Annotated in this window: 12 protein-coding genes; 7 read left to right on the top strand and 5 right to left on the bottom strand. The window is 64.6% G+C overall.

The features are described from left to right. Positions 1-37 precede the first annotated feature (37 nt). Genes M1D74_RS15195 through M1D74_RS15180 form a run of 4 tightly spaced genes read left to right on the top strand, consistent with a single transcriptional unit; the run spans position 38 to position 4,607 of the window. Entirely contained in the window at positions 38-1,024 is a 987-nt protein-coding gene (locus M1D74_RS15195) for a carbohydrate ABC transporter permease (RefSeq protein ID WP_309070215.1), read from the top strand. Beyond that, positions 1,021-1,935, top strand: coding sequence for a carbohydrate ABC transporter permease (locus M1D74_RS15190; protein WP_309070214.1), 915 nt, complete (start codon positions 1,021-1,023; stop codon positions 1,933-1,935). Before M1D74_RS15195 ends, M1D74_RS15190 begins: the two co-directional genes overlap by 4 nt. Continuing rightward, positions 1,932-2,573 carry a hypothetical protein gene (locus M1D74_RS15185; protein ID WP_309070213.1) on the top strand — a complete coding sequence of 214 codons (642 nt, stop codon included), beginning with the start codon at positions 1,932-1,934 and terminating at the stop codon, positions 2,571-2,573. Before M1D74_RS15190 ends, M1D74_RS15185 begins: the two co-directional genes overlap by 4 nt. Positions 2,574-2,603: 30 nt before the next feature. Next, the gene (locus tag M1D74_RS15180; RefSeq protein WP_458115846.1) at positions 2,604-4,607 is read left to right on the top strand and encodes a beta-galactosidase; all 2,004 of its coding nucleotides are present in this window, start codon (positions 2,604-2,606) and stop codon (positions 4,605-4,607) included. 6 nt (positions 4,608-4,613) lie between these two features. Here the strand turns inward: M1D74_RS15180 and M1D74_RS15175 are convergent, their stop codons facing one another. After that, positions 4,614-5,453, bottom strand: a complete 840-nt coding sequence (locus M1D74_RS15175; protein ID WP_309070211.1) for an alpha/beta fold hydrolase — start codon at positions 5,451-5,453, stop codon at positions 4,614-4,616. 127 nt (positions 5,454-5,580) lie between these two features. Here M1D74_RS15175 and M1D74_RS15170 point away from each other — a divergent pair, with 127 nt between their 5' ends. Beyond that, positions 5,581-7,272, top strand: coding sequence for a thiamine pyrophosphate-binding protein (locus M1D74_RS15170; RefSeq protein ID WP_458115845.1), 1,692 nt, complete (start codon positions 5,581-5,583; stop codon positions 7,270-7,272). A 15-nt stretch (positions 7,273-7,287) separates the two neighbouring features. Here the strand turns inward: M1D74_RS15170 and yicI are convergent, their stop codons facing one another. Beyond that, on the bottom strand, positions 7,288-9,465 hold the full coding sequence (gene yicI, locus M1D74_RS15165) for an alpha-xylosidase (protein WP_458115844.1): 2,178 nt from the start codon (positions 9,463-9,465) through the stop codon (positions 7,288-7,290). A gap of 108 nt (positions 9,466-9,573) precedes the next feature. Here yicI and M1D74_RS15160 point away from each other — a divergent pair, with 108 nt between their 5' ends. Continuing rightward, on the top strand, positions 9,574-10,587 hold the full coding sequence (locus M1D74_RS15160) for a LacI family DNA-binding transcriptional regulator (RefSeq protein ID WP_458115843.1): 1,014 nt from the start codon (positions 9,574-9,576) through the stop codon (positions 10,585-10,587). A 20-nt stretch (positions 10,588-10,607) separates the two neighbouring features. On the opposite strand, the gene M1D74_RS15155 is transcribed toward M1D74_RS15160, so the two are convergent. The 3 genes from M1D74_RS15155 to M1D74_RS15145 are packed head-to-tail and all read right to left on the bottom strand — an operon-like array spanning position 10,608 to position 14,228. Beyond that, positions 10,608-11,531 carry a carbohydrate ABC transporter permease gene (locus M1D74_RS15155; protein WP_309070208.1) on the bottom strand — a complete coding sequence of 308 codons (924 nt, stop codon included), beginning with the start codon at positions 11,529-11,531 and terminating at the stop codon, positions 10,608-10,610. Then, on the bottom strand, positions 11,528-12,535 hold the full coding sequence (locus tag M1D74_RS15150; protein WP_309070207.1) for an ABC transporter permease: 1,008 nt from the start codon (positions 12,533-12,535) through the stop codon (positions 11,528-11,530). The genes M1D74_RS15155 and M1D74_RS15150 overlap by 4 nt, the downstream gene beginning before the upstream one ends. Positions 12,536-12,545: 10 nt before the next feature. Then, a complete protein-coding gene (locus tag M1D74_RS15145; RefSeq protein WP_458115842.1) occupies positions 12,546-14,228 on the bottom strand; it encodes an extracellular solute-binding protein in 1,683 nt (560 codons plus the stop codon). Positions 14,229-14,465: 237 nt separating this feature from the next. Here M1D74_RS15145 and M1D74_RS15140 point away from each other — a divergent pair, with 237 nt between their 5' ends. Further along, a complete protein-coding gene (locus M1D74_RS15140; RefSeq protein WP_458115841.1) occupies positions 14,466-17,264 on the top strand; it encodes a glycoside hydrolase family 3 C-terminal domain-containing protein in 2,799 nt (932 codons plus the stop codon).

The following is a 17,264-nucleotide window of genomic DNA, read 5'->3' as shown; positions in this document are numbered from 1 at the left end:
CACCGACCTTAGCTATCGCCGCTATTAGGAGCAGTTCATGACAACGGGATCGGCGCACGCGCCAGTAAACACCCGCACTACCGCCGAACCCGGCACCCGTCCGGCGGGCAACCGCCGGACGGGTGGTCAGCCCAAACGCAAGGGCGGCAAGGACAATCTCGCCGGCTACCTTTTCCTCACCCCATGGCTGATCGGGCTCTTCGCCCTCACCCTGGGCCCCATGCTCTTCTCGCTCTACCTCGCCTTCACGGACTACAACCTCTTCACCGCTCCGAAATGGACCGGGCTGGGCAACTTCGAACGGATGGCAGGCGACACCGTTTTCTGGGGTTCTGTCCAGATCACCCTGATCTACGTGCTGGTCGGCACGCCGATCAAGCTGGCCGCGGCGCTTGGCGTCGCGATGCTGCTGAACTTCAAGTCGAAGGGCACCGGCTTCTTCCGGTCGGCGTTCTACGCACCAAGCCTGATCGGAGCATCGGTCAGCATTGCGATCGTCTGGCGGGCAATGTTTTCCACGAATGGTCCGATCGACAACGGCCTGAACCTGTTCGGCATCAACCTCGGCGGCTGGGTCGGAGTACCGGCCCTGGTCATGCCGATGATGATCCTCCTGGCCGTGTGGCAGTTCGGTGCCCCCATGGTCATCTTCCTGGCCGGCCTGAAGCAGATTCCGGGAGAGCTTTACGAAGCAGCATCCGTGGACGGTGCAAAGGCCTGGCGCAAGTTCCTGAGCGTCACCCTGCCGATGCTCTCTCCAGTCATCTTCTTCAACCTGCTGCTTGAGATGATCAACGCCTTCCAGATCTTTGCCTCCGCCTACATCATCGGCTCGGGCAGCGGCGGACCGGCGGGTGCGACGAACTTCTACACCGTCTACCTCTACACCCGCGCCTTCACGAACAACCAGATGGGCTACGCCGCCGCGATGGCCTGGGTTCTCTTGATTGCCGTCGGCATTCTCGCGTTCATTCTTTTCCGCACCTCCAAGAGCTGGGTGCACTACGGAGGTGACACAAAGTGACCACTGCAAATATCGAATCAGCGACTAACTCCGTTGGTTCCCCGGTCCGCCCGGTCCGGAAGCGCCCTCAGACCCCCCGCAAGACTGCAGCGACAGTAGCGTGGATCGTCGGGATCGTCCTGCTTACCGCCGTCGTGCTCTATCCGCTCCTGTGGATGATTTCGGCATCCTTCAAGCCGAACGCCGAGTTCGGCTCGAACCAGAGCCTTCTGCCCGAGAACCCCACCTTCGACAACTTCGTGAAGGTCATGGAGGGCGTGGCAGGCATTCCCACCTGGAAGTTCTTCTGGAACTCGACCATCCTCGGTATCGGCGCGGTGATCGGTACGGTCATCTCCTCGTCGATGGCGGCCTACGCCTTCGCCCGTCTTGATTTCAAGGGCCGCCCGCTGTTCTTCGCGATGATGATCGGAACACTGCTGCTGCCGTTCCACGTGCTGATCATCCCGCAGTACATGATCTTCCGGAACCTGGGCATGGTTGACACGTTCTTCCCCCTGCTGGTCGGCAAGTTCCTGGCAACCGAGGCGTTCTTCGTCTTCCTGATGGTCCAGTTCATCCGTAACCTGCCGAAGGAACTCGACGAAGCTGCCCGCATCGATGGCTGTGGTCACTGGCGGATCTTCTGGTCGATCACCCTCCCGCTCATCAAGCCGGCGCTCATCACCTCCTCGATCTTCGCGTTCATCTGGAGTTGGAACGACTTCCTCGGGCCTCTGCTCTACCTGAACTCGCCCGAGAACTACCCGCTGCCGTTGGCCCTGCGAGTCTTCAATGACCAGTCCAGCGCCTCCGACTACGGGGCCACCGTGGCAATCTCGGTCCTCGCCCTGTTGCCTGTGATGCTGTTCTTCGTGATCTTCCAGCGGTTCCTCGTCGACGGAGTCGCCACCCAGGGTCTGAAGGGATGACACCCCGCGGACAGCGCGAAAGGCGCCAAAGGCGCCCCCTTCCCGACGGCACCCAGCTCAAGTGGCCGGGTGCCGAGGGGAAGTTCGCGCTGTTCGCGGAAGTGCTGTGGATGGGTGTACTGACCGTGGTCGGCGGACTCCTGCTGATCACACTCCCGGCCGCGGTTGCGGCCTCCACCCGGCACCTGCACCGCTACCTGCTGGCGGAACGGTCCACCGTCGGACAGTGGTGGCAGGACTACCTGTCCGCCCTGCGAACCGGCTGGATCGTCGGCGTGGGAGCGGTGGCGCTCGCCGCAGTCCTACTTTTCAACCTGCTCCTCGCCGGCACCCAGGTGCTGCCCGGCTGGCAGGCGGTGTTCGCCGTCGGATTGTTTGGTCTGGCAGCACTTGCGGTCACGTTGCTGCAGTCGGCTGTCCGCTGGAGTCTCGAGAAGGGCTGGCGGCAGGCTGTGCGTGACGGTGTCCAGGCCTTCGTTTCCGACGCCGGAGCGATCCTGCCTCTGCTTGTCGCGCTGGCGCTGACCGTCGTCGTGACCTGGCAGTTGCCGCCGCTGATTGTGCCCGGAATGGGCTGTCTGGTTTTTGCCGTGCTCGTTGTGAAGGAACGCGAGCGCAAGAACGTCACCCGGCGCTAGAACCTTCCCACATCGAAAGGAATATCAACCGTGCACTACGGCGGCGACTACAACCCTGAGCAGTGGCCCGAATCGGTCTGGCCGGAAGACGTCGAGCGGATGCGCGATGCCGGGGTCACGATGGTGAGTCTCGGCATCTTCGCGTGGTCGCGGATCCAGCCCTCGGAGGACGTCTACGACTTCGAGTGGCTTGACCGCATCATCGGCATGCTGCACGAGGCCGGAATCGCCGTCGACCTCGCAACCGCGACGGCGTCACCACCGCCGTGGATGACCGTCGCCTATCCCGACATCCAGGCCGCAGATGAGAACGGCGCACCGTACTGGCATGGCAGCCGCCAGCACTACGCGCCGTCGTCGCCGTCGTACCGGAGGCTTGCCTCCGCACTCGTGCAGCGACTGGCCGAGCGGTACAAGGACCACCCCGCAGTGGTCCTGTGGCATGTGAACAACGAGTACGGGTGTCACCTGAACCTGGACTACTCCGACTCGGCCCGTGATGCATTTCGCGGCTGGCTGAAGCGCAAGTACCGCACCCTCGAAGAGTTGAACGTTGCCTGGGGCACCTGGTTCTGGGCCCAGCACTACGAGTCCTTCGACCACATCTTCCCCCCGCGCAAGGCGCCCTACAGCCACAATCCCGGGCAATTGCTCGACTTCCGCCGATTCACCTCCGACATGCTGCTCGAGTGCTATCGGATGGAGCGGGACATCATCCGCGCCGCCGGAGCCACCCAGCCGGTCACCACCAACTTCATGGGTGCGTTCAAGCCCGCGAATTACTGGGAGTGGGCCGCGGAGATGGATGTCATTTCCGATGACTGCTACCCCGATCCGAACGAGGCCGAGAGCTTCCGCGCCGGGGCGTTCCAGCGCGACCTCATCCGCTCGCTGAAGCCGGAGAAGCCGTGGCTGCTGATGGAACAGTCCACGAACGCGCTGAACTGGCGGCCCACCAACGCACCGAAGGCGCCGGGCCAGATGCAGGCCCTCAGCATGCAGTGCGTCGGGCGCGGCGCCGACGGGATCCTGTTTTTCCAGTGGCGACAGTCCCGCGCAGGCTCCGAGAAGTTCCACTCCGCGATGCTCCCGCATGCCGGCACATCGACCCGTACGTGGCGCGAGGTTGTCCAGTTGGGACAGGAACTCGCCTCCCTGCCGACGCTTCCTGCCGGCTCGCGGGACGCCCGCGTCGCCATCGTCTTCGACTGGGAGAACTGGTGGGCCATCGAGAACCCCGATCACCCGGTTGTCCTGGACTACGTCGAATGCGTCCAGCGCTGGTACAACGCCATCCACCGTCAGCACGTGCAGGTCGACTTCGTGCAGCCGACGTCGGATCTGGCCCAGTACTCCGTGGTCGTCGCGCCGCAGCTCTACCTGCTGACGTCCGACGGCGCCGCGAACCTCACCCGGTTCGTTACGGACGGCGGGCACCTGCTGGTGACCGCGTTCAGCGACGTTGTGGACGAGTATGACCGGTTCCGCGAGGGCGGCTACCTGACCCAGCTCGGGCCGCTGCTCGGCGTGACGCTCGAGGACTTCGGCGCGCTTGTGCCGCCTTCTTCCAGCTCGCCCGGCCAGCAGACCGCGCCGGTTTCCCTTGGCTCCGATTCCTTCGACGGACTGTATCTCGCCGAGGAGATCGCCGCCGTCGACGCGGAGGTGCTTGGCAGCTTCAGCGGCGGCCGGACCGAGGGACTGCCCGCCTTCACCGGCCGCACGGCCGGCGCCGGGCGCGCCTATTACCTCGCAACGGTGCCCGACGACGACGGCGCACGCCAGGTGAGCGCTCACGTGTTCGCAGGTGCCGGCGTCGTGCCCGTACTTGAGGGACTGCCCGAGCTGGTGGAGGTTGCTCAGCGCGGTGACGTGGTAACGCTCATCAACCACGGTGCCGACGCCGTCGCCATCGAGGTGTCAGGAACTGACCTGCTGGGCGGTGACTCCGTGGGCGGTGACTCCGTGGACGGTGACTCCGTGGACAAAGTCCACCTTGAGCCGTTCGGGTATGCGCTCGTGCGCCGGAGCTAGCCGTCCTCAGGACATCAACGGCGTCGACGGTTCCGTTCCGGGCATCGGCGCATCGAGGAACGGGACTACCAGCTCAAGCACCAGCGACGGACGGCTGAGGCCAAAGAAGTGCGTGGTGCCGGGAAGCACGGCGAGCTGGGAGGCAGGTACGCCCTCGAAGTCGCCGTTCACATCACCGCCGCGCAGTTGAAGGAACCGGACAGCGTGCTCGAGGCGCACCATGTCGCAGTCACCGACCGTGATGAGGGTTGGTGCTTCGATGGCCTTGATCTGGTCCTCGCTCCAACCGGAGGCGCCGTCGTCAAAGCGCACCAGCTTGTTCAACAGGTCCTGCAACCTGTCAGGAGTCGGTGACTTCGCGAGGTAGTCCGCTTCCATCGGCGTGCCCGCGATCATGTCCACGGTCATCTCCTCCATAGCGCCCTGGTTCTCCGACCTGTCACCGCTCGGGTCGAACGACACCGAGGAGGTCACGATCCTGCGAACAACCTCGGGGTACTCGACGGCGAGCTGAATGGTCACTGCCCCGCCCACGCTGTAACCGAAAACATCCGCCTGCGGAATGCCCAGATGGCGGAGGAGCCCGACGACGTCGGACGCCAGGCCCGCGCTGGTCAGCGGACGGTCGATGTCGCCTGTCCGTCCGTGTGCCTGGAAGTCCACGGCAATGACTTTGCGTGTCTTCGCCAGATCAGGGATGAGCTGACCGAACTGCAGGTCGATGTTGAACAGTCCGCCGTGGAGGAGGAGAAGCGGAACATCGCCTCCTCCACCGTGGATCTCGTAGTACATGTCCAGCCCGTTGACGGGGGCGTAGCCGGTAACGGGTGCTGAGGTGCCGTTCATCGCAATCTTCCTTTCCTTCGTCCAACCGTTGTGGTTTGCCTTATAGACGCGGGCAAGCCGGCGAAGTCATCGGTGCACCGTGAATCACATACCCTATTCACGACGACACGAAGGAGTGCAGAGGACTATGACGAGCGCGAGTACGCACGTTCCACCCACGGCCGGGGCGCAAAAGCTTCCGGACGAAGGCCATGTATCGGCGGCCGTTGCTGACGCCGTCGCAGAGCGGGCAGGCCATCTCTTCGGGCTGATGGGCAACGGCAACGCCCACTTCATCAGCAGGCTCACACGGAGCGGCTTCCCATTTACCTCAGCCCGTCATGAATCCGCGACCGTCGCCATGGCGGACGCCTATCACCGGGCGACCGGCGGGGTAGCCGCAGCTACCACCACTTACGGTGCGGGTTTCACCAACGCCTATACCACCCTCGCTGAGGCGCGCATCGCCCGGATTCCACTGGTGCTGGTTGTCGGGGATGCGCCTGCCGGTGGCTTCCGGAACTTCGACATTGACCAGCCCAAAGCTGCTAAGGCGGTCGGAGTGACTACGCTCGTAGCTCATCCGGGCAATGCCGCAGCGATCACGCACCGGGCCTTCGACCTGGCGCTGCAGACGGTGCAGCCCGTGATCGTCGCCATCCCATACGACCTTGCCACCGAACCGCTCACCGATGCCGAGCCGCTGGAGCCGTTACCCGCCAAGGCAGCATGGCCCCCGCAGGAAGCCGACCTGGAGCGGGTGGCCGCACTCCTCGCCTCAGCGAAGCGGCCCGTCGTGATTGCCGGCCGCGGCGTGGTCCTCGCCGGTGCCGCTGCCCCGCTGCGGGACATCGGCGACCGGTTGGGTGCGCTGTTCATGACCTCCGTGATGGCGATCAACGCGTTCGAAAGCGAATGGGATCTGGGCGTCGCGGGCGGCTTCACCCGCCGCCACCGCCTCGAGGTGGCGCGGCAGGCCGACGTCGTGCTGGTGGTCGGTGCCAGCATGAACATCTTCCAGACGCGCTACGGAACGCTCTTCCCACCGGAGACGCGGATCATCCGCGTGGACAACGAACCGGACGAGCGCCATCCGATCGTCGTGGACTACATCCGGTCCGACATCCGCCCGTTCGCCGAAGCCCTGCTGCAGCTCGTGCAGCCTGCGGAGAGCACCTGGCGTGAAAGCATCCCGGAAGTCGCGGGGGAGGAGTTCCGCTCATCCGCACCAATCGAAGACCCGGTCGAGTTCGCACCGGACGGCAGGCTCAACCCCCGCGCGGTGGTCGCGGCGCTCGAGCACATACTTCCCCGTGAGCGGTCCGTAGTCATGGACGGCGGACACTTCATCGGCTGGGCCCCGATGTACCTCTCGGTGCCCGATCCGCACGCCATGATCCTGGTGGGCACGGCCTTCCAGTCCATCGGCATGGGCTTCGGGTCCGCCGCCGGCGTCTCGGTCGCCCGACCGGAGCGCACCACCGTCCTGGTCAGCGGCGACGGCGGCGGCCTGATGGGGCTGGCTGACTTCGAGACCTTCCTCCGCGCCACCCGGAGGGGCGTCCTGATCGTGCTGAACGACTCCGCCTACGGCGCTGAACTCCATCAATACGCGGCCAAGGGGCTCCACAACCAGGCGATGCTCATCGATGAAGTGGACTTCGCCGCCGTCGGGCGGGCACTCGGTGCTGAAGGCATCAAGGCGCACTCGCTCGCGGACCTTTCCACACTCGCCGACTGGCTGGCGACCCACGACGACGGCGTGTTCGTCCTCGACGTCGCGATCTCCCAGCAGGTGGTTGCCGAGTTCATGGCGGAGTCGGTGGCGATCAGGAAATAGCGCCGATCAGGGAGATCAACGGACGACGACGGCGCTCACCTTCCCGTCCGCGACTGTCACGTCATAGGAGATCAACGAGCCGTCGGGCGAGGGGATAGCCAGGACCGACCGGTGTCCCTCCGCGGCGAACGCCCTGAACTCGACGTCGGTGGCCCAGTTGTAGTCGGGCCGATTCGAGACGGTGCCCACCGGCAGCACCGTTCCCGGCCGAACAAAGACCGGCGCCTCCATCACCGAGAAGGGACGGCTGTGCCACCGCGGCCCCTCGAAGGTTTCACCTGATTCAAGGTGCGTCCACTCTCCCTCGGGGACGTAGAAGGAGTGCTTTCCACCGGCCTCCAGCACCGGCGCAACCAGGAGGCTGCTTCCGAGCATGTACTGCCGGTCGAGGTGGGCGCACCCCGGGTCGTCCGGGAATTCGAGGAACATCGGCCGCATGAGCGGGGTGCCTGAGGAGTAAGCCTCCTCGGCCGCGCCGGCAAGGTAGGGCATGAGGCGCATTTTCAGTTCGGTGAAGTGGCGCAGTACGTCCACGGACTCTTCATCGACCAGCCACGGGACCCGGTAGGAGTTTGAGCCGTGCAGCCGCGAGTGGGATGACAGCAGCCCGAAGGCGATCCACCGCTTGAACATCTCCGGTTCCGGTGTGCCTTCGAACCCTCCGATGTCGTGGCTCCAGAAGGCGAAGCCCGACGAGGCGAGCGACAGACCGCCGCGGAGGGACTCCGACATGGCAGCGAAGGTGGACTCGCAATCTCCGCCCCAGTGCACGGGGAGCTTCTGGCCGCCGGTAGTCGCGGACCGCGCGAACAGGACCGCTTCACCGACGCCGAGCTCCTTCTCGAGGAGCTGGAACACGGCCTCGTTGTAGAGCTGGGTGTAGTAGTTGTGCATGCGCTGCGGGTCCGAGCCGTCATGCCAGACGACGTCCGTGGGGATGCGCTCGCCGAAGTCGGTCTTGAAGGAGTCAACTCCCTGCCCGAGCAATGCGCGCAGCTTGTCCTGATACCAGAGGACAGCGTCGGGATTGGTGAAGTCGACCAGAGCCATTCCGGCCTGCCAGAGATCCCATTGCCACACTGACCCGTCTGCCTTGCGCACGAGGTAACCGAGTTCCTGCCCCTCCCGGAACAGGTGGGAGCGCTGGGCAATGTACGGGTTGATCCACACGCAGACCTTGAGGCCGCGTTCGTGCAGGCGCTGGAGCATACCCTCCGGGTCCGGGAAAGTCTCCGGGTCCCAGATGAAGTCGCTCCAGTGGAATGCCCGCATCCAGTGGCAGTCGAAGTGGAAGACAGAGAGGGGTAGGTTCCGCTCGGCCATGCCGTCGATGAAGGACATGACCGTCTTCTCGTCATAGTCCGTGGTGAATGAGGTGGAAAGCCACAGGCCATAGGACCAGGCAGGAATTCGAGCGGGGCGGCCCGTCAGTTCCGTGTACCGCCGGAGGATCTCCTTCGGCGAGGGGCCGTAGATCACGAAGTACTGAAGCTTCTGCCCCTCGACGCTGAACTGTGCACGGGAGACCACCTCGGAGCCGATTTCGAACGATACCCGCTCGGGGTGATTCACGAACACGCCATAGCCGGAGTTGGTGAGGAAGAACGGGACGTTCTTGTAGGCCAGATCGCTGGACGTTCCGCCATCCTCGTTCCAGACGTCAATCGACTGGCCGTTCTTCACGAAGGCACCGAACCGCTCGCCCAGGCCGTACACGTTGGTGCCCACACCGAGGGTGAGCTGTTCGTGCACAAAGAAGCGTCCGGCGTCGTCGGTAATGAACCCGACGCTGCGAGGGACAGAACTGGTGAGCGGCTTTCCGTCGCCGGTGAAGTCGACTCCCCAGTCACCGCTGAGGCTGACCGACGCGGTGAGCGCACCCGACGTCAGGGTCGCGTGGGTCTCACCGATGGACACGTCGACGGCGGGATGCGCCTCCTGCAGTTCGAACCGGGGACCGGGATCCAGCGCGCCCTGGAAATGCTCGATGGTCACTCCGATGACACCCTCGAGGGGAGAGCTGAAGGAGACCGTCAGCTGGGGGCAGTTCAACGCGTCTCCACGGGCGTTGATCGGCCGGGTGGGGGCGTAGACCTCCAGGCCGGAATCGGTGGAAACGACGTCGGCAATGTCGCGCGGGTGGAGGGCAGTCAGCCCTTTACGGTACATCCAGTACCCGTCAGTGAATTTCATGCTGTTCCTTTACGTTTCGTGCGGGCAAGAGTGCAGGGCAGTCGAAGCGCTTCGGGTCTTCGAGCCGATCCTCCGCGCTGCTATGGATCGAAGGTCGTCGAAGCTAGGATGGGAAACGTGGCCACCATGAATGATGTCGCTCGGGAAGCGGGCGTCTCGCTGAGCACCGTTTCCTATGTGCTGAGCGGTAAGCGAACCATCTCCGAGGAGACCCGGCTGGCCGTCCAGGATGCCATCCGGAAGCTCAACTACAGCCCGCACTCGGGGGCCCGAGCGCTCGCCTCCAATCGCTCGAACGTGCTCGGCCTGATGGCGCCGCTTCGCGCGGACGTGAACGTCAGCGTCGTCATGCAGTTCGTGGCAGCGGTGGTCACCACTGCGCGCACCTACAACCAGGACGTCCTTCTCCTGACGCAGGACGACGCCGGTGGTCTTGAGCGGGTTACGTCCCAGTCGATGGTGGACGGGCTCCTCATGATGGACATCGAGGCACGCGATCCCCGCATTCCGCTCCTCGCCAAACTGCGGAAGCCCGCAGTTTTGATCGGGTTGCCCGATGACCCGCAGGGGCTCAGCTGTGTTGACTTCGACTTCGCGGGAGCATCCCGTACCGCGGTGCGCCACCTCGTCGAGCTGAACCACCGCAGTATCGGCTTCATCGGTTCCCCGCAGGCTTCCCTTGAGCGTCACGCGACCTACGCCGACCGAGCCCGGAAAGGATTCTCTGAGGCGTGCGAGGCCGCCGGAGTAGCCTCCGTGCTGCGCGCCTGCGAGGCCACCGTCCCGGCTCTCGCCGAAGCGCTCGACGCGCTGATCAACAACGACGGCCGCACTCCGGTCACCTCGCTCGTAGTGCACAACGAGGGGCTGTTGCCGCTCCTGCACGAGGCCCTGGCCTCCCGGGGCCTGCGGATTCCCGAGGACATCTCGGTGGTGGCGATCGCCCCGGAGGACGTGGCGCTCGCCGCAGCGAAGCCGTGGACCGCTGTCTCCATTCCCGCGCACGACATCGGCAGGGCCGCCGTCGAAATGGTGATGGACCGGCTCAACTCGGACAAGCCGGTGGAGGTTCGGCTGATCGTTCCCAAGCTGGTGCAGCGGGAAACCACGAGCGCCCGTTGACCGCGGGCCGGTGTCCCGCGTCATCCCTTCACCGCACCGATCATGACGCCCTTGGTGAAGTGCTTCTGCACGAACGGGTAGACGATGAGGATGGGAACCATCGCGATCACGATGACAGCCATCTGCAGGGCAAGCGAGGGGGCCACGCCCTGGCCAACATCAATCTGCCCGGGTACCGACACGCCCTGCAGCACGTAGGAGCGCAGGACCACCTGTAGCGGGTTCTTGGCGCTGTCATTGATGTAGAGCACCGCGTTGAAGAAAGCGTTCCAGTAGCCGACGCCGTAGAACAGTGCGATGACGGCCGTCACCGCCTTCGACATCGGAAGCACAATCTGGGCAAGGATGCGCCACTCGCTGGCACCGTCAATCCGTGCGCTGTCGAGGATGCCCCGGTCGATGCCCATGAAGAATCCGCGCAGGATGATGATGTTGAAGACCGACACCGCGCTCGGAAGGATCAGTGACCAGTAGGAGTTGATGAGACCCAGTCCTGATACCAGGAGGTAGGACGGAATCATTCCGGCACTGAAGAACATGGTGATGAGCAGGGTGAACAGCAGGGGTGTATGGGCGAAGGAGCCGGGCCTCGAGAGGCCGTAGGCGCACAGGATCGACACCACCATGCTGAGCAGCGTCCCGACGGCGGTGACGCCGACGCTCACCAGCACAGCGCGCGTCACCACTCCGCCGTTGAGGATCTGGCGGTACGCGTCGAAGGAGATCTCTCCCGGGATAAGAACGAGTCCGCCGGCCTGGGTGATGGTGCCCTGCGAGGAGATGCTGGTGAGGACGATGGTGTACAGCGGCCCGAGAACCGCCAGAACCACCAGGAACAGCAGCAACCCCTTGCCTGCCTTCGCCGCGATTCCCGGTTCTTCTTCCCAGGCGGGTCTTGAGGTGCCGGTCCGGCGGGACCGGGCTGGCTTGATGATGGTTGTCATGACTTGGAATACACCCCGTTTTCACCGAAGAGATGCGCCACTTTATTCGCAGCGAGTATGAGACCGAGCGAAATGACGCCCTTGATGAGTCCGGCGGCAGCCGCGTAACTCCAGTCGCCGTTCTGGATGCCCGTGTAGTAGACGAAGGTGTCCAGCACCTCGGCGGCTTCGGCGCCCACGGCGTCGCGCTGCAGGATCATCTGCTCGAACCCGACAGTCAGCGCATCGCCGAGGCGAAGGATCAGTAGCAGGACAATGACCGACCGCAGCCCGGGGAGGGTGACGTGCCACATCCTGCGCCAGCGGTTGGCGCCGTCAACCGCGGCAGCCTCGTACTGCTCCGGGTCGATGGCTGCCAGGGCGGCCAGGAAGACGATGATGCCCCACCCGGCGTCCTTCCAGACCGCCTGCGACGTGATGAGGAAGAGGAAGGTGTCGGGGTTGGTCATGATGTCCATGCCGTTCCACCCGTTGGCCCGCAGCATCTGGCTTAGCAGCCCTGCGCCGCCCAGCAGTTGCTGGAAGACCGAGACCACCAGCACCCACGAGAAGAAGTGCGGGAGGTAGACGATGGCCTGGATCGTTGCCCTCATCGCCGGACGAAGCAGCGAGTTCAGCAGGAGCGCCAGGGCAATCGGCACGGGGAAGAAGAACACCAGCTGGAACCCGGTGATCACGAGCGTGTTCCTGACGGCATTCCAGAAGTTCGGATCCCCGAATACGCGTGCGAAATTCTCCAAACCCACCCAGGGACTGGCTGGGATACCGATGAAGGGCGAGTAGCTCTGGAAGGCGACCACATTGCCGAGGAGCGGCACGTAGGCGAAAACCACCAGAAGGACGACGGCGGGAAGCGCCATCAGAACAAGCGACCGGTCACGCCGGAAGCGGGCCCGCAGTCCTTGCTTTCGGCGGACCGGCAGCGGGGCAGGCGAGCCGGCGCCGTCGTCGTTCGTGTTCGCCGGCGCTTGCTGCCCGCGGCGGGTGAAGTCAGTCGTGGTCATGGCGGTGGAGCTACGCGGTCAGGAACCCGGCATAGAACTCACGAAGTTTCTCGCCGCCGTTCCGCTTCCAGGTTTCGATCTCGGAGTCCAGGTCCTTGAGACCCTTGCGGCCGCGGGCAATGTCCTTGGCAAGATCGTCAAAGGGTGCGCTCAACGATCCGTACTGCGGCGGTTCCTGGATCTGCATTCCGAAGAAGACGTCTTCCTGCACGAACGGCGCCTGCCGCGCTTCCCACTCGGTCTTCGCCTGGACGAACCCGGGGTACTGGACGTGGGAATTGACCGTCGGCGGGCTGACGAGGAATTGGTAGGTGCTGGTGACTTCCTGGCGGCCGAGATCGGTCATCTGCGGGATGCCCTGGGCATCGCGCTCGAAGTGCTTGCCTTCGACGCCGCTGTTGATGAGAAGGTTTTCCTCGGTGCCGAAGGGGGCAGCTATGAAGTTCGCCAGAGCCAGCAACTCTTCGATCTTCGCGGTGTCCTCGGTCTTCTTGATGAAGCTGAAAATGCCGGCGGGCTGGCCGCTGTAGAGTACTGGGTCACCGCCGTCGGGAGCGAAGAAGTCCATGGGCTGCATATCGAAGTCCGGGTTCGTGGGCAGGACGCGGCCGAGGGCCTCATGCCAGCCGCCCACGCCGTCGGTCGTCATCAGAGTGGCCCCGGACTCGAAGCGGGGCTTGGCCTGCTGTGCGTTGCCGGCAACCGCGTCGGGGTGCACTGCACCGGACTTGAAGAGCTTGATGATCCACTCGAGGGCGGCGCGGTATTCCTCGGTCTCGAACTTGTTCACGAGTGTGCCGTCGACGAGCTTCCACTTCGGGACCACCCCGTGCATGAGCTGGGCACCGTTCCAAACGTCCTCGGATCCCCAACGGTTTTTGGAAGGATCGGTGACTTCCTTGGCTATGGCGATGTACTCGTCCGCCGTCTTCGGCTGCTCCAGGCCCATCTCGTCGAACAGGTCGTTGCGGTAGAAGAATGCGTCATTGACCAGCGGGGTGGGCATGGGCAGCCCGTACAGACCGCCCTCGAAGCAGCTGTACTTCCAGGCCGCCGTCGGGATATTCGCGAGGTTGGGATACTTCTTCACCTTGTCCCCGGCGAGGTAAGGCGCCAGGTCAGTGAACAATCCCTTGGCTGCCTGGCCGAAACGGGGCGGAATGTTCCAGGAGGGGATGACCACCCAATCAGGAACGTCACGCGGTGAGGCGAGTACAGTCTGAATCTTGTCGCCGTAGGTGTTGCCGTCGGTTGCCTGGAAATTGATGGTGGCACCGAGCCGCTCGTTGACCGCCTGGTAGTACGCGTTGTCGGGCAAGCCTCGGGGGATGGCCCACCACGCCGGCGACATTGCCGTGTAGGTGCCGCCGCTGCCCGGCACCTTGCTGACAGACTTGACCAGTTCAGTGGGAATGGTGGTGAACCCGGGGGTAGAGCCCTTGACGCCCTGAATGTCCGGCTGCACCAGGTTCATGGGGATGTAGTCGGGCACAAGCTTCGCAACCGATTCAGCCAGACCGCCCGCCGTCGTTGCCTGTGGAGCGGATGTGCCGGTGCTGCAGGCGGTCAGCAGCGTAGGGGAGGCTGCGAAGAAGGCGGCTCCCCCCAGCAGGCCGAGAAAGGACCGGCGGCCCAGCGGCTTGCGGCCCAGCGCAACGCCTTGAAGGTCGGTGCCGTGTGAACTGTTTGGCATGGTGCACTCCTTTGTGTCCAGGCGCGCCTTGGACGGCGCTTGCATGGTTGGTTATCGAACTATGACGTCGGACTACCCGATTCGTCGAAGCGCTTCGATTGATCCAACCGTAGGGCATGTTTCTGTTTCGGACAAGACCGAATTGTGTTGCTTATCACAGCGGTTGATGCCAGCATGGGGGTCGAAGAGCGCTGTGCAAGCGCTTAAACAATCCTCCCCAGTGATCGGAACTTCTTCGTGAGCGAAACCCGTCTTGCCGCCCGCACCGCAGAGAGCATCCTCGCCCTCCTGTCCCAGAGCGAAAAGGTGTCGCTGCTCCATCAGCATTCACCCGCCATTCCAGAGGTTGGCCTGGCGTATTTCCACACGGGTGCGGAGGCGGCGCACGGCGTTGCCTGGCTCGGTGATGCGACGGTTTTCCCGCAGACGGTGGGGCTGGCGGCCACCTGGGACGAGGACCTTCTGCGCAGGGTGGGGCGCGCGGTCGGCCTGGAGATGCGGGCGAAAAAGGCCGGCGACCCGACCGTGAGCCTCAACGTCTGGGCGCCGGTCGTCAACCCGCTTCGGCACCCGCTGTGGGGCAGGAACGAGGAGGGCTTTTCCGAGGACTCCGGGCTCACAGCCCTGCTGGCAACCGCCTACTGTGAAGGCCTGAAGGGCGACCACGCCGAGCAGTGGCTCACCCTTCCCACGCTGAAGCACTTCCTCGGTTACAACAACGAGCGCGACCGCAACGTCACCTCAAGCCAACTGCCGCCGCGTGTACTGAATGAGTACGAGCTCCCCGCCTACCGCCTGCCCGTCGAGTCCGGTGCAGCAGGCGCCGTCATGCTGTCCTACAACCTGGTCAACGGCCGGCCCGCCCACGTTTCGGACCTTGTGGCGGACCAGTTGCGGCGCTGGGGCAACGGCGATTCGGTCGCGATCGTGACCGACGCCGGAGCGCCTTCGTCCCTCTTCACGGCGGAGAAATACTTCGACGACGGACCGTCCGCCTATGCTGCCGCATTGCGGGCAGGCGTAGACAGCTTCACTGACGACGGTGACGATCCTGCGCCCTCGATCGCCTATCTTGAAGAGGCGCTGGCTCGCGGACTGATGTCCATGGACGATGTCGACGCGGCAGTCCTCCGCCTGCTCACCCTGCGTGAACGCACGGGCGAGTTCCTGCCCGACGGCGGTGTGTACGGCGGCATCTCCTCCGAGGCATTACTCACGGACGATCACGCGGAATTGGCCCGGGAGGCCGCGGGCAAGTCCGTGGTTGTGCTTCGCAACGCCCGCGTTCTGTCGAAGGCCTCAGGCGACGGCGGTTCCATTCTCCCGTTGGGGGATTCCCCGGGTACGGTGGCAGTGCTCGGCTCCCTCGGGTCCGACGTGCTCGCCGACTGGTACAGCGGAACCCTGGTGAACCCCGTCAGCGTGGCCGAAGGGCTCGCCGAGCGTTACGGCACAGTCGTGCCGGAGGAAGCGCTTGATCTGGTGGCGCTCCGTAGCATACGGACCAACGCCTACCTGAGCGTTCCCGAAGGAACAGCTGCGGTGACGGCTTGCTCCATGAGGCCGGAGTCTGCCGACACCTTCGTTCTCAAGGACTGGGGCAACGGCGAGTGCACCCTCCGGTCCGCCCTGAATGGCCGCTTCGTCTCCGGGGACAGTGGGTATCTCCGCGCATCCGCTGACCGGGTCGGCGGATGGGTGGTACAGGAAACGTTCGCGCTGCACCACTCGGTCGATGGTTCGGTTGCGCTGCGCCATGTCGCGTCCGGGAAGTGGGTCCGGGTCGAAGAAGGCACAGGCAGCGCCGCGTTGGTCACCGGCACCGAGCAGGACGCCGACCGTTTCATGCCGCGGACCCTTCGTTCAGGAACCGAAGCGGCACGTCAGGCAGCAGCATCGGCGGATGTCGCCGTCGTCGTCGTTGGAAATGATCCGCACCTGGGCGGGCGCGAAACCCTGGACCGCACCACACTGGACCTGCCGCAGAGTGAGCAGGAGCTGATTCGCGTGGTGCGCGAGGCGAACCCCCGAACCGTGCTGCTGATCGTTTCGTCCTATCCCTACGCGCTCGGTGAGCTTGCGGACACACCGGCAGTTGTCTGGTCCTCGCATGGCGGGCAGGAGCTCGGGCGTGGCGTTGCGGACGTGTTGAGCGGAGACCGTGAGCCCTCCGGACGGCTGCCGCAGACGTGGTGGGCGCGGGACGCGGACCTCGCGGACATCCTCGACTACGACATCATCAGCTCACGATCGACCTACCACTACAGCACGGCCGAACCGCTCTATCCGGTAGGGCACGGGCTGGGTTACGCACCTGTGGAGTATGAGTCGGCGGAGCTGATGGACGGCTCCCTGGAGGTCACCGTGCGGAACGCCGGGGACAGGCAGGTTCACGAGCTGGTGCAGGTGTACGCCACTTCAGAGCGGTCGGGTTACCCGCGACGGCGGCTCGTCGCCCATTCCCGGGTGTCCTTGCAGGCGGGAGAGCGGTCGGTCGTCGTGCTTCCCGTGGACGAACAAAAGCTCGCGACCTATAGCCTTACCGCGGAGCGAATGGTGGTGGAACCCGGGTCCTATGACCTGTTGATCGGGCGTTCCGCTGAGGACCTGCCGTTGGCCGTCTCCCTGGAGGTGGACGGTGTGGGCAGCCCACTCCGCAAGCGCGGGACATGGACCCGGGCCGAACTGTTCGACGAATCGGCCAACGCCCTGCTGGTTCCCGAGACTCCGCTACGGGGAACCGCAGTGACCGTCGCCGACCCGGCCCTCCTGCGCGGCACGCTGACCTACCGCGGCTGGGACGGGTCAGCGCCGTCGTCGGTCTCGGTTCGCGTGGTGCGCAGCGGAGGTGGCGTGCTGCGGATTCAGGTGCCCGGGCCCGCGGGTACCTGGCGGGAAGTGGGAGCCGCCGATGTTGCGGCGGGGTACTCCGGTGATGTGGAAGTTCCGCTCACGTGCCGTTCCGGCGCAACGCTTTCGGTGGTTCGGCTAGTGCTTGAGGGGCCAGTCACGGTCGCGGAGCTGCTCGTTCCCTGA

The sequence above is a fragment of the Arthrobacter sp. D2-10 genome (assembly GCF_054161285.1).
The sequence above is the reverse complement of the archived record's forward strand: the minus strand, read 5'-3'. Positions and strand labels throughout refer to the sequence as shown.